This window comes from Citrobacter sp. RHBSTW-00524 (assembly GCF_013747755.1).
In the GTDB taxonomy this organism is placed as follows: Bacteria; Pseudomonadota; Gammaproteobacteria; order Enterobacterales; family Enterobacteriaceae; genus Citrobacter; species Citrobacter braakii.
Map to the genome: position 1 here is coordinate 629,200 of NZ_CP056421.1, position 13,134 is coordinate 642,333.

At 55.2% G+C, this 13,134-nt stretch carries 14 protein-coding genes; 4 read left to right on the forward strand and 10 right to left on the reverse strand.

What is annotated here, in order from left to right:
- Positions 1–5 precede the first annotated feature (5 nt).
- The 7 genes from ureC to ttdA form a co-directional block, all read right to left on the reverse strand.
- Positions 6–1,709, reverse strand: coding sequence for an urease subunit alpha (gene ureC, locus HV229_RS03075; protein ID WP_019077710.1), 1,704 nt, complete (start codon positions 1,707–1,709; stop codon positions 6–8).
- Positions 1,702–2,022, reverse strand: coding sequence for an urease subunit beta (locus tag HV229_RS03080; RefSeq protein ID WP_016154543.1), 321 nt, complete (start codon positions 2,020–2,022; stop codon positions 1,702–1,704). Before HV229_RS03080 ends, ureC begins: the two co-directional genes overlap by 8 nt.
- 9 nt (positions 2,023–2,031) lie before the next feature.
- Positions 2,032–2,334, reverse strand: a complete 303-nt coding sequence (locus HV229_RS03085; RefSeq protein ID WP_181546880.1) for an urease subunit gamma — start codon at positions 2,332–2,334, stop codon at positions 2,032–2,034.
- Between the two features lie 10 nt (positions 2,335–2,344).
- Positions 2,345–3,169, reverse strand: coding sequence for an urease accessory protein UreD (locus tag HV229_RS03090; protein ID WP_220132594.1), 825 nt, complete (start codon positions 3,167–3,169; stop codon positions 2,345–2,347).
- A gap of 123 nt (positions 3,170–3,292) precedes the next feature.
- Positions 3,293–4,756 carry an anion permease gene (locus tag HV229_RS03095; protein WP_049283285.1) on the reverse strand — a complete coding sequence of 488 codons (1,464 nt, stop codon included), beginning with the start codon at positions 4,754–4,756 and terminating at the stop codon, positions 3,293–3,295.
- Between the two features lie 48 nt (positions 4,757–4,804).
- Entirely contained in the window at positions 4,805–5,410 is a 606-nt protein-coding gene (gene ttdB, locus HV229_RS03100; RefSeq protein ID WP_016154539.1) for a L(+)-tartrate dehydratase subunit beta, read from the reverse strand.
- Positions 5,407–6,315, reverse strand: coding sequence for a L(+)-tartrate dehydratase subunit alpha (ttdA, locus tag HV229_RS03105; protein ID WP_047358656.1), 909 nt, complete (start codon positions 6,313–6,315; stop codon positions 5,407–5,409). Before ttdA ends, ttdB begins: the two co-directional genes overlap by 4 nt.
- 212 nt (positions 6,316–6,527) lie before the next feature.
- Between ttdA and HV229_RS03110 the strand changes: the two genes are divergently transcribed.
- Positions 6,528–7,469: a LysR family transcriptional regulator gene (locus tag HV229_RS03110; protein WP_016157496.1), complete on the forward strand. Its 942-nt coding sequence runs from the start codon at positions 6,528–6,530 to the stop codon at positions 7,467–7,469.
- Between the two features lie 31 nt (positions 7,470–7,500).
- On the opposite strand, the gene plsY is transcribed toward HV229_RS03110, so the two are convergent.
- Complete coding sequence (plsY, locus tag HV229_RS03115; RefSeq protein ID WP_016154536.1) at positions 7,501–8,118, reverse strand: glycerol-3-phosphate 1-O-acyltransferase PlsY; 618 nt, start codon at positions 8,116–8,118, stop codon at positions 7,501–7,503.
- A gap of 106 nt (positions 8,119–8,224) precedes the next feature.
- On the opposite strand from plsY, the gene folB reads away from it, so the two are divergent.
- Together folB and bacA are read left to right on the forward strand one after the other, a co-directional pair.
- Positions 8,225–8,593 carry a bifunctional dihydroneopterin aldolase/7,8-dihydroneopterin epimerase gene (gene folB, locus HV229_RS03120; protein WP_003828442.1) on the forward strand — a complete coding sequence of 123 codons (369 nt, stop codon included), beginning with the start codon at positions 8,225–8,227 and terminating at the stop codon, positions 8,591–8,593.
- An 86-nt stretch (positions 8,594–8,679) separates the two neighbouring features.
- Positions 8,680–9,498 carry an undecaprenyl-diphosphate phosphatase gene (gene bacA / locus HV229_RS03125; protein WP_016154535.1) on the forward strand — a complete coding sequence of 273 codons (819 nt, stop codon included), beginning with the start codon at positions 8,680–8,682 and terminating at the stop codon, positions 9,496–9,498.
- 52 nt (positions 9,499–9,550) lie between these two features.
- Here bacA and HV229_RS03130 read toward each other — a convergent pair whose 3' ends face one another.
- Complete coding sequence (locus HV229_RS03130; protein ID WP_047358654.1) at positions 9,551–10,786, reverse strand: multifunctional CCA addition/repair protein; 1,236 nt, start codon at positions 10,784–10,786, stop codon at positions 9,551–9,553.
- 61 nt (positions 10,787–10,847) lie between these two features.
- A complete protein-coding gene (locus HV229_RS03135; protein WP_016154533.1) occupies positions 10,848–11,468 on the reverse strand; it encodes a TIGR04211 family SH3 domain-containing protein in 621 nt (206 codons plus the stop codon).
- 241 nt (positions 11,469–11,709) lie between these two features.
- On the opposite strand from HV229_RS03135, the gene HV229_RS03140 reads away from it, so the two are divergent.
- Positions 11,710–13,011 (forward strand): inorganic triphosphatase, encoded by a 1,302-nt coding sequence (locus HV229_RS03140; protein ID WP_181546885.1) that lies wholly within the window; start codon positions 11,710–11,712, stop codon positions 13,009–13,011.
- Positions 13,012–13,134 lie beyond the last annotated feature (123 nt).

Here is a 13,134-nt window from a genome sequence, read left to right on the forward strand (position 1 = left end):
ACTCCTCAAAACAGGAAATAGCGTTGCGCCATCGGCAAAACGTCTGCCGGTTCGCTGGTGATTAGTTCGCCATCAATGCGCACCTCATAAGTCTGAGCATCGACGGTAATATTGGGTTGCAGGCCGTTGTGGATCATGTCGGCCTTTTTCACCGTCCGACAGCCTTTGACGACGGCGATGGCGCTTTGCAAATTGAGCTGCTGCGGGATGTTTTGCGCGTTAGCGGCCTGCGAAATAAAGGTCAGCCGAGTACGATGCCGCGCCGCGCCAAGTGCGCCGAACATCATGCGGTAATGCACCGGCTGCGGGGTGGGGATCGAGGCGTTGATATCGCCCATCGGCGCACAGGCGATCATCCCGCCCTTTACGATCGTCGCTGGTTTTACGCCAAAAAAGGCTGGGGACCACAGCACCAGATCGGCCAGTTTGCCAGGCTCAACGGAGCCAACTTCGTGGGCGATGCCGTGGGTTAGCGCCGGGTTGATGGTGTATTTGGCGACGTAGCGTTTAACGCGCTGGTTGTCGTTGTCTCCTGTTTCTTCTGCCAGCGGACCACGCTGAACCTTCATGCGGTGCGCCACCTGCCAGGTGCGCAGGATCACTTCGCCCACGCGCCCCATCGCCTGTGAATCGGACGAGGTCAGGGAAAACGCGCCAATGTCATGCAGCACATCTTCGGCAGCGATCGTTTCCCGGCGAATGCGTGATTCGGCAAAAGCCACGTCTTCGGCGATATCCGGATCGAGGTGGTGGCAAACCATCAGCATGTCGAGATGCTCGTCGATGGTGTTGACGGTATAGGGCAGCGTCGGGTTAGTGGAGGAGGGCAGAATATTCGGATGCGCGCAGGCGGTGATGATATCTGGCGCATGGCCGCCGCCCGCGCCTTCGGTGTGGAAAGTATGAATGGTGCGATCGCCAATCGCCGCCAGCGTATCTTCAACGAAACCGGACTCATTGAGCGTATCGCTGTGCAGCGCCACCTGGATATCCATCTCCTCTGCTACTTCCAGGGAACAGTTGATGGCGGCTGGCGTAGCGCCCCAATCTTCATGGATTTTCAGGCCAATGGCGCCCGCGGTGATTTGCTCGCGCAGGGCGTCAGGGTTTGAGCCGTTGCCTTTGCCGAGCAAACCGATGTTAACCGGCAAGGCGTCTGCCGCCTGCAGCATGCGCGCGATGTACCACGGACCCGGCGTGCAGGTGGTGGCGTTAGTTCCTGCTGCCGGGCCGGTGCCGCCGCCGATCATCGTCGTTACGCCGGAAACCAGCGCCTCCTGTGCCTGCTGTGGGCAGATCCAGTGAATATGCGTATCCACACCGCCCGCGGTGACGATCTTGCCTTCCCCGGCGATGACTTCAGTTCCCACACCTATCGGGATCGTGACGTCGGGCTGAATATCGGGATTACCCGCTTTACCGATGGCGAAGATCCTGGCGTCCTTGATGCCGATATCCGCTTTCACGATCCCCCAGTGATCGACGATCAGGGCGTTGGTTATCACCAGATCCACACACGCTTGCGCGCGCATTTGTCCCTGACCCATGCCGTCGCGGATCACTTTCCCGCCGCCGAATTTGACCTCTTCGCCGTAGGTGGTGAAGTCTTTTTCCACCTCAATCCACAGGTCGGTATCCGCCAGACGTACCTTATCGCCGGTGGTTGGGCCAAACATGTCGGCGTACGCCTGCCGTGAAATTTCACTCATCATTTGCCTCCAGTGCCCCCATCACTTCGCTGCGAAAACCCACGATCCTTTGTGCGCCAGCGACGCGCACCAGTTCGACTTCGCGTTTTTGTCCCGGCTCAAAACGTACCGCCGTGCCCGCAGGAATGTTTAGACGAAAGCCGCGTGCAGCCCGCCTGTCAAAGCGCAGCGCCGGGTTCACCTCGGAAAAGTGATAGTGCGATCCCACCTGGATGGGTCTGTCGCCATGATTTTCCACCACGATCGTACAGGTTTCCCGCCCCTGATTGAGCGCGATATTGCCTTTGGCTATCTGATATTCACCTGGGATCATTGCCGCTCCTTAAACGATCGGGTTGTGGATGGTGACCAGCTTTGATCCGTCCGGAAACGTCGCTTCAACCTGAATATCTGGGATCATCTCCGGAACGCCTTCCATCACCTGATCGCGGCGCAGGACGTGACGCCCGTCTTCCATCAGCGAGGCCACGGTTTGACCATCGCGTGCCCCTTCCATGATGAAAGCGCTAATTAGCGCCACCGATTCCGGATAGTTCAGCTTCAGCCCGCGGGCCAGGCGACGTTCTGCCACCAGCGCGGCGGTAAACAGCAACAGCTTGTCTTTTTCTCTGGGGGTCAGTTCCATACGGGGTCTCTTAGGTTTGCCAGATTCGCGGTAGTACGGGCGGTTTGTGTGTCAAAAGCGGGCGCAGAAATTGCCAGATGTCACGCATAACGCGCTGAACAATCAGGTTGTCGTCGGCAAGAAAGCGGATCGTCAGCAGTGAGTCGTTAAGCGTTGCCCCGGCGTAATCGCCAAGCGGCATCAGCCGCTCGCGCGTGCCTTCCAGCATGTTTTCAGTGGCCGGATAACACAGCAACGTGCCGACCCACGGATGGTGCGCGACGCCGCTCAGCTCCCCCTTCTGCAACTGCAAGCGCTCTATCAGCAACGGCTGCCCATTTCGCCACACTTCCAGACGGTTTTGCAGCGAGCCGTGGCTGAAGGACTCCTGCATAACTGGTCGCCCGAGGCACAGCAGATCCCAGGCCAGCAGTCGACTCTCCGACGCGATGTGAAAGACGGACTGGATAGTGGCGTTGGCGCCGGGAAAGAGGATCGTATCCTGGGGGAGCCACTCCAACGTGGCGTGCGGCGCGAGCGTGAAATGTTGGCGCAGCAACGCCTGCGGGCCACCGCTGCGATAAAACTTTCCCGCGCCGGGCTGGGTGATTAACGCATGACTGTTTTCGTTGAGAGTTACGGCAATGTGTAGTTCATCCCCGCCGACGATCCCCGCGGGTGGATGAAGCAAATAGAGGTGGCAGACGTCCTCTTCCGGGTAAAACGGGCGCTGAACCGTCAATGGACCCTGATGACGCGCCGAGGCGAGCACCGTGTTGTGCCCAGTGCGGGTGAAATGCAGATCCAGTTCGGCCTGCCAGCCCCGTGTGAGTGTCTCGTGCGCAACCGTGTCCAGAGCGTTTCCCTTATCAGCATGAGGGTGTTTGCATACAAAAAAGTATGCCTCAGCGCATCGGGAAATCGATCATATGAGAAGCTTATGGATAAAGGGGCGACAATATGCCGCCCCAATGGGGTTTTACAGTAAAACGAGGGGCATCCAGACCAGACCGGTAATCACCAGCAGCACAAGGAAAATCAGGCCAAAAATAGCACCGAGTCGCCAGTAATCTACCGTCGGCAAATAGCCGCTGCCGTAGTAGATAGGGCTAGGACCGGTGGCATACGGGGTCAGAATGCTGCCGAGACCAATGGCTGCGCCGACCATCAGGCAGAAGACCGGAAGTGGAATTTCCGGCATTGCCAGTGCGGCGGCAATCATCATCGGTGCCAGGGCGGAGGTATACGCCGTGGCGCTGGCAAAGAAGTAGCGCAGCAGATAGAACACCACAATGAGCGCCACCATCACCATCATCGGCGAATAACCGCTCAACCCGTTTGCCAGCAGCTTGCCGAACCAGGTAATAAAACCGGTGTTATTGAGCCCGGTCGCCAGCGTTATCAGCGAGGCCAGCCAGAAAAAGACGTTCCACGCGGCTTTATTACTGACGATGTCATCCCAGCTAATGATGCGCAGTACCAGCATCAACGCCACTACGCTGTATCCGACCATCGCGGCGTCAATGTAATCGCCGCCGAAGATCCACAGCACCAGTGCGCCGACCATCAGCACCAACATCTTTTTCTCGCGTGCGCAGAGCGGTCCCATTGCTTTTAGCTCTGTATCCGCCCAGCGCGGAACCTGATCGCCGGATTTCAGTACCGGTGGATACAACACGTACGCCAGCCAGGGCACAATCAGCACCAGTAAAATACTCAGCGGCAGCATGCCTAAGAACCAGTCGCCCCAGCTCAGCGCCGTGTGGGACGCGCCTTTCATCAGGCCGATTAACAGCAGGTTCGGCGCCATCGCCGTTAAGAAAATGGCGCTGGTGACGCAGTCGGCGACAATGCCCATCCACATAATGTACGAGCCAATGGAGCGAGAACTGGCGCTATTGGGCTGCGAGTTATACAGCGGCGGCAGGTTGCGGATAATCGGGTAGATTATTCCGGCCCCGCGCGCGGAGTTGGACGGCGTGACGGGAGCGAGGATAAGTTCAGAGAACATCACCGCATAGCCAAGAAATAGCGTCCGGTGCCCCATCTTCTTCACCAGCATCAGCGCGATACGTCGACCGAGCCCGGTTTTCTCATAGCCGGTACCAAACATAAAGGCCGCGAAGATAAGCCAGATTACCGAGTTTGAAAAACCAGAGACCGCCCATGACAGCGATTTGGCGGTAAATTTAAAACCGTCCTGCGCGAGTTGCTCCGGGCTGAACAGCAGCCACGGTGAAAGGACGGCGATAATCGAAATGCCAATCATCGCTACCACCGCGCCCGGTACAGGTTCCAGAATAAGGCCCACAATCACACCGGTAAAAACGGCAAAATAGAGCCAGGTGTGGCTCTCAAGACCGTTGGGGACGGGCAGTACAGCAATAATGGCGATGACCACCAGCGGAGCCAGGTATCGCCACCAACCAGCTAAAGGTGCCATTGTTGTATCCCTACGAAAAGGGAGAGGCGCAGCGCCTCTCCGGGAGGGTTATTTGATGTAGTGCACGTGCTCGCAGATTTCATCGACGATAGGATCGCGACGTTCAGCGAACAGCTTTTTGTTTTCGGCGATCAGGTTATTGCCGTGGGTGTCGATGGAAACGATCAGCGGGCCGAACTCTTTAACCCGACATACCCACAGGGACTCCGGCATGCCAAGTTCGGTCCAGTGTACCTCTTCGATCTCTTCAACCTGGGTTGCCGCCACGACCGCACAACCTGCCGGGAAGATTACGTGCAGCGCTTTAAACTGTTTGCAGCCTGCTTCCGTTAGCGGTCCCATGCCGCCCTTGCCGACCACCAGTTTGACGCCCGTCTGCTCGATAAAGTCTTTCTCAAACGCTTCCATACGCATGCTGGTGGTTGGGCCAACGGAGACCATCTCCCATTTTTCACCGTTCTTACGTACGATGGGCCCCGCGTGGAAAATGGCTTTGCCGTTCAGGTCATAAGGAATCGGGCGCTTCAGTTCGATCAGGCGGCGGTGACACACGTCACGACAGGTCACCAGCGTACCGGTCAGGTAGATGACATCGCCAACGCGAATGTCGGCCAGATCTTCGGCTTTGATCGGGGTTGTGAGGATCTTTTTCATAACGCGCTCCGGGTGTGAGACAGGTTTTCGAAGGAGAGGTCAGCATGAACCAACAGCGTGCCGCGACGGTGTGCCCAGCAGCCGGTAGAAACGGCAACGCCGATAGTCGACGGATGGCGTGCGGCGGATTCGATATGCACGCCCATCACCGAGCTATTCCCGGTCAACCCTTGCGGGCCAATGCCCAGACGGTTCAGCCCTTCTTCAAGACGCAGTTCCAGTTCGGCCGCTTTTGGATTCGGATGACGTGATCCGATAGGACGTAGCACCGCTTTACGAGAAAGGACGGCGGCGGTTTCCACGGAGGTGGCAATACCTACGCCCACCAGCACCGGCGGGCAAGCGTTGACTGCCAACGTGGAGATATTTTCGAAGACAAATTTCACCACGCCCTCGTAGCCTTCAGAAGGCATTAACACTTTTGAACGTCCCGGCAGCGTACAACCGCCGCCTGCCATGTAGACTTCGATTTCCGCGTCGTCGTTATCAGGGATGATGTCCCAGGTGACCCACGGCACACCGGTACCGGTATTTTTGCCGGTATTCACTTCGTCAAAAATCTCGACCGCGTTATGGCGCAGCGGCGCTTTTACCGTGGCGTCTTCAACGGCCTGTTTCAGGATGCTTTGCAGTTCGCCCAGCAGCGGAAAACGGGAGCCGACCTTCACAAAGAACATAATCTCGCCGGTGTCCTGACAGGCCGGACGGTTCAGGTCGATAGCTTTCTGCATGTTGTCAAACATGGTGTGGTAGATGATTTTACCCATCGGCGAAGTTTCGCCTTCACGCAGCTGTGTTAATTTATCTACGACGTCGTCAGGCATGCGGGTAGAAATCATGGCGGTAAAATCGGCGACAATGTTTGTCAGCGTAGTTATCGCATTTTGGTTATTTTGATTGCTCATCTTGTTAACTCCAGTTCTTTTATTTATCTGGAAATAAATTCTCCGCCACAAACTACCACTAAAAATGTGGGTTTATATTATTTGCCACTGTGAATATCCAATTAACAGATCGTGAATGATGTTCAGATAAGCAATAAAAATTGCGCAAAGGCAGGGTTTAATACGCATGAGGGAATTACACTGCGGTTAACAACTTTACGGATATACCTATCATGCTGAACACGTATCCCCTCGCGAAAGACCTGCAGGTCCTGGTTGAAATTGTTCATAGCGGCAGCTTCAGTGCCGCCGCCGCGGCGCTGGGCCAAACACCCGCGTTTGTGACGAAACGCATTCAGATCCTTGAGTCCACGCTGGGGACGACGCTGCTAAGCCGCTCCGCGCGCGGCGTGATACTCACGGAGAGTGGTCAACGTTGTTATGAACATGCGCAGGCTATTCTTGCGGGCTATCAGCATCTGGTCGATGACGTCACGCAACTCAAAACGCGCCCGGCAGGGATGATTCGTATCGGCTGTAGCTTTGGCTTTGGGCGCAGTTATATTGCACCGGCTATTACCGAACTGATGCATAGCTATCCTGAATTACAGGTGCATTTTGAACTTTATGATCGGCAAATTGATTTGGCGCAGGATAATATCGATTTGGATATTCGTATTAATGACGAGATTCCGGATTATTATATTGCGCATTTGTTAACGAAAAATAGAAGAATATTATGTGCAGCGCCGACGTATTTACAAAAATACGGTGAGCCGACAACGCTGCAGGAATTAAGTCGTCATGATTGCCTGGTCACTAAAGAACGCGATATGACGCACGGGGTGTGGGAGCTGGATAACGGCCAGGAGAAAAAGTCGGTCAAGGTGGCGGGACATCTTTCCTCTAACAGCGGCGAGATTGTGTTGCAGTGGGCGCTACAGGGAAAAGGGATTATGCTGCGTTCCGAATGGGACCTGCAGCCGTTTCTGGCAAGCGGTGAACTGGTGCGCGTGCTGCCGGACTATGCGCAAAGCGCCAATATCTGGGCGGTTTATCAGGAGCCGCTGTACCGCAGCGTGAAGCTTCGGGTGTGCGTGGAGTTTCTGGCGACGTGGTGCCAGCACCGATTAGGCAAACCGGTAGAGGGGTATCACATTCCCCACGCCGGATAAGACGCTGTTGCGTCGCTATCCGACATTAAAATCACTCTGGGTCTCTTTCGCGTTTTTTCTTCAGCTTGGTCCAGATCTTTGGCTCCTGACGACGCCACAGACGCTGAATGTTGTCATGGTGGCGTAACAGAATTAAGCACGACAGCATGGACACCGGGAAAGTGAACTGGGGATTGAACCACCAGACGTAAAAGGGGGCGATCAGCGCGCTGACGATAGCGCCTAGTGATGAATAGCCGCTTAATAAGACGGTCAGCAGCCAGGTTCCGGCCATCACGCCGGTTAAATCCCAACCAATCGGCGCAATTGCGCCAAAGGCGGTGGCAACGCCTTTCCCACCTTTAAAGCCGAAGAAGACCGGCCAAATGTGACCCAGACAGGCGGCGATCGCGATCAATCCCAGCCAGAAGGGGCTAATGCCTAGCGCATAGGCACCCCAGACGGGTAACATACCTTTCAGGACGTCGAAAATCAGCACCGCGACGGCGGCTCCTTTGCCACCGATGCGCAATACGTTTGTCGCGCCCGGATTCCCAGATCCGCTGTCACGCGGGTCCGGTAATCCAGCAAGGCGGCATACCAGAATAGCACTGGAAATTGAGCCACAGAGGTACGCGAAGATAATCATTCCAGGCGCGATTGCACTCATAAGCTGTTCCGTTTTGAAAATGTCGTGTAAAACGCTACTTCTGTGGATAATACGCATATTTCGCCGGAAGTGGTATCCGGGTTAGCCAAAAAGCAGGCAGGTCGTGATGGATATTGTATTTATAGAGCAACTTTCTGTAATCACCACTATTGGTGTTTACGACTGGGAACAAACGATCGAACAACAGTTGGTGTTCGATATCGAAATGGCGTGGGACAACCGTAAATCGGCTAAAAGCGATGATGTGGCTGATTGCCTGAGCTATGCTGATATTGCTCAAACGGTTGTTAATCATGTGGAAGGCGGGCGCTTTGCGCTGGTCGAACGCGTGGCGGAAGAGGTGGCGGATCTGCTGCTGAGCCGTTTTAATTCTCCATGGGTGCGGATCAAACTCAGTAAACCTGGCGCGGTAGCCCGTGCGGCGAACGTCGGGGTTATCATTGAGCGTGGCAATAATCTGAAAGAAAATAATTAAAATAATAATATCTAAACCAAACGGGTATAAAAGGGTCTTTATGTCGGCTCGTTTTCGCCGTGGTTTATCTATCTAGAGGTTCATTAATGAGTGATATGCACTCGCTGCTGGTGGCGGCAATTTTGGGTGTGGTCGAAGGATTGACGGAGTTTTTACCCGTTTCCAGTACCGGCCATATGATTATTGTTGGCCACTTGCTGGGTTTTGAGGGTGACACCGCAAAAACATTTGAGGTGGTAATCCAGTTGGGCTCTATCCTGGCGGTCGTGGTGATGTTCTGGCGACGTCTGTTTGGCCTGATTGGTATTCACTTCGGTAAGGTCCCACATGAAGGCACTGGCAAAGGTCGGCTGACGCTGGGCCATATCCTGTTGGGGATGGTTCCTGCCGTCGTACTGGGACTGATTTTCCACGACATCATCAAATCGCTGTTTAACCCGATCAACGTGATGTATGCGCTGGTGGTAGGGGGCGTGCTGCTGATTGCCGCAGAATGCCTGAAGCCGAAAGAGCCGCGTGCGCCGGGTCTGGATGATATGACTTATCGCCAGGCGTTTATGATTGGCTGTTTCCAGTGTCTGGCGCTGTGGCCGGGTTTTTCTCGTTCCGGGGCGACGATTTCTGGCGGTATGCTGATGGGAGTAAGCCGTTACGCGGCCTCCGAATTCTCCTTCCTGCTGGCCGTGCCGATGATGATGGGCGCAACGGCGCTGGATCTCTACAAAAGCTGGACGTTCCTCAGCGCATCAGATATTCCGATGTTTGCAGTTGGTTTCGTGACGGCGTTTATCGTGGCGTTGGTGGCGATCAAAACCTTCCTGCAGCTGATTAAGCGCATCTCGTTTATTCCGTTTGCGATTTACCGCTTTATTGTGGCGGCTGCCGTTTACGTCGTGTTCTTCTGATTTTACTAGCTTGCCGGATAGCGGCGTTAACGCTTATCCGGCAATGCACTGTCTACGCTTTCGGGCAACGTTGTTCTTTCCAGTCGGCTACCGCCGCGATACGACGCCGGGTCAGTTCCTCGCGAATAGCCTGACCTTTGAATCCCGCCTCAACGACGTCTTTCGTTGGTACCGCCTGCGCAACCTGCCAGGCTTCACGCAACAGCCTGCCTTGCGGATAATCCGCCGCTTCAAAACCGGTTCGCCCACGCACGTCGGCCTCGCTGGTCAGGGCGATTTGCTCCACGCGCTGCGGTTTGCGCCAGGCATCGATGGAATCAAACAGCTTAACGATGGTTTTCGGCTGCAGGATCGGGAAGGTATGAATGAGGTCGTGGAACTCGGCTACCAGTTTGGCTAAATCACGGATGTCATTCGGCACGCGCAGGCGTTGGCACAGTTGCTCGACCAGCTTAACGCCAGCCGGACCGTGACCGTGGTGGCGTGGCCACAGCGCTTTTGGCGTCAATGCCTTGCCAAGATCGTGGCACAGCGTGGCGAAACGCACGTCGACCTCCGGACTTAACATGGCCGCCATCGACAGCGTCATCAGCGTGTGAATACCGGTATCAATTTCCGGGTGCCATTGCGCGGGCGCGGGAACGCCAAACAGGGCATCTACTTCCGGAAACAGGACGTGCAGTGCGCCGCAGTCGCGCAGGACCTGAAAAAATACCTGTGGGTTGCGGGTGGTTAAAGCACCTTCTGTTTCTTTCCACACCCGCTCTGGCGTCAGGTGCTCCAGTTCCCCTGCGGCGTTCATATCGCGCATCAGCGTCATGGTTTCTTCAGCGATACGAAAACCGAGGTGCGCATAGCGGGCAGCAAAGCGCGCCACGCGCAGCACGCGCAATGGATCTTCGCTAAAGGCGGGGGACACATGGCGTAGCAGACGGTTTTCCAGATCGTCGCGTCCGTTATACGGATCGATAATCTCGCCGTCGTCATCGCGGGCCATTGCGTTGATGGTCAGATCGCGACGCTGAAGATCGGCCTCCAGCGTCACATCCGGCGCGGCGTAACAGGTGAATCCGGTATACCCCGAGCCTGATTTGCGTTCGGTACGCGCCAGCGCATACTCTTCCCGGGTTTGCGGATGCAGAAACACGGGAAAATCGCGGCCTACCTGCTGGTAGCCCGCGTCGAGCATCTCTTGCGGCGTGGCGCCGACAACAACCCAATCTTTATCTTTAATCGGTAGCCCTAATAACGCATCCCGAACAGCACCACCGACCAGATAAATCTTCACACCACTTTCCTTTTGAAATTATGATCCCTTAATCATATGTCAGTGTGGCGGAGAAGGCGATTCAGTTCATCCAGCGATCTTTGCGTTTACGGCTGGGGATCATGTGTGGCAGAACCAAGCCGAGCAACAAACCAAGACCCAGCACGCCGCCGCCGTACATAAACCACTGCATGATGATGGTGCGCTGTTTGTCATCAAGCTGAAGGTTGGCTGCGCTGACCTTCTTTTGCGCCACGATAAGCTCGTTCCTCAGCTTCTGGTTTTCTTGTTTCAGCCCGTCGATTACGCTGTCGCTTTGCGACACTTTTTGCTGCATATCGGCGGTGCGCTGATTCCACGTGGTGTCGATATTATTGAGCTTATCGGTCAAGGTCTTAACCTGGTTTTCCAGATCGGGAACGCGGGTACGCAGGCTCGGCGTACTGTTCAGCTCTTTCAGTGGGATCCAGGCGGTACGTCCGGTGCTGTCTTTCACCTGGGCGTAGTTAGTGTTGGCATCGGTCTGTAATAGCGTGACTTCCTCGCCGGCGTTAACCGTACCCACGAGGCGATAATTATCTCCCGGACCGCTGCGGACCCAGGTGTTCAGTTCGTCAGAAACATAGCGCTTTTCTTCGGCATGAGAGACTGCAGTGGCGCTAAGTGCGAGTAAAGTTAATCCAATCAGGCGTAATTTTGGCATCAGGCTGTCGTTATTGTCATAGAAAGTGGAACGATAGTAGTGGCATCAGTGTCTCTACGCAAAGCATTCGACATCAATCGGAATCATCTGTGTCCTTTTTGCCACCACTCGAAACTTTTACGCCCGTCAAATTGCTCGTTGCATGGCAATTTGGCGCAAAATACTATCTACTGACCATAAAGAACGAGCTTAGTTCGCAGTCAGTTTTCTCAACTGTGACATAACCCATAAGTACAAGACCATGGCCCAGGAAATCGAATTAAAATTTATCGTCAATAGTGACGCTGTAGATGCGCTACGTGAACGTCTGAATACGCTGGGGGGAGAGCATCATGCGCCCAGCCAGTTGCTGAATATCTACTACGAAACGCCCGATGCGTGGCTGCGTGGTCACGATATGGGGCTGCGTATTCGCGGTGAGAACGGTCATTACGAAATGACCATGAAAATTGCCGGACGAGTGACGGGTGGCCTGCATCAGCGGCCGGAGTTTAACGTTGCGCTGAACGCGCCAGAGTTGGATCTCTCCCTGTTTCCAACGGAAGTCTGGCCTGATGGCAAACAGCCCGCTGAACTTGCCTCTCAGGTACAGCCGCTCTTCAGCACCGATTTTTACCGTGAGAAATGGCACCTTGATATCGACGGTAGCCGCATTGAAATGGCCCTCGATCTCGGGGAAGTGAAAGCGGGCGAGTTGGCTGAACCTATCTGTGAGCTTGAACTGGAGTTGTTAAGCGGCGATACCCGTGCGGTATTGAAGCTGGCAAACCAGCTGGTATCGCAAACCGGTTTACGCCAGGGCAGCCTGAGTAAAGCGGCGCGCGGCTATCATCTGGCTCAGGGGAATGCACCGCGTGAACTCAAACCGACGCGCATTTTGAAGGTTCCGGCAAAAGCGAGTATTGAGCAAGGGTTGGAAGCGGCGCTGGAGCTGGCATTATCACAGTGGCAGTACCATGAAGAGCTGTGGGTGCGCGGCGTCAAAGGGGCGAAAGCCGAGGTGCTGGCTGCGATGGGCCTGGTGCGTCACATTCTGATGCTGTTTGGCGGTAATGTGCCACGAAAAGCGAGTGCTCACTTACGTGATTTGCTAACCCAGTCGGAAGCGATCATTGCGTCTGACGTTTCTGCCGTTTCCGCGGTTTACAGCACGCAAACGGCGATGGCCAAGCTGGCGCTGACCGAATGGCTGGTGACCAAAGGGTGGCAGCCGTTCCTTGATGCGAAGGCGCAGGGTAAAATAGCCGACTCCTTTAAGCGTTTCTCAGATACCCATCTCTCGCGCCATGCCGCTGAACTGAAAACAGCTTTTGCTCAGCCGCTGGGCGATCAGTACGCCGATCAACTTCCGCGCCTGACGCGCAATATTGATAGCATGCTGATGCTGGCGGGATACTACGACGAAAATGTCGCATCGGAATGGATCGCCACCTGGCAGGGTTTACGTCACGCCATTGCGGCTAACCAATACATTGAAATTGAACACTTCCGCAACGAGGCGATTGCTTTGGAACCGTTCTGGCTGCACAGCGGAAAACGATAATCAGGGTGAGGCCGGGATGCCTGATGGCGCTGCGCCTATCAGGCTTACGCGATGGGCGGAAGCGTCATGCAGGCTGGATAAGGCAACATGCCGCTGCCCGGTACTATTCAAAGGATAATCCAT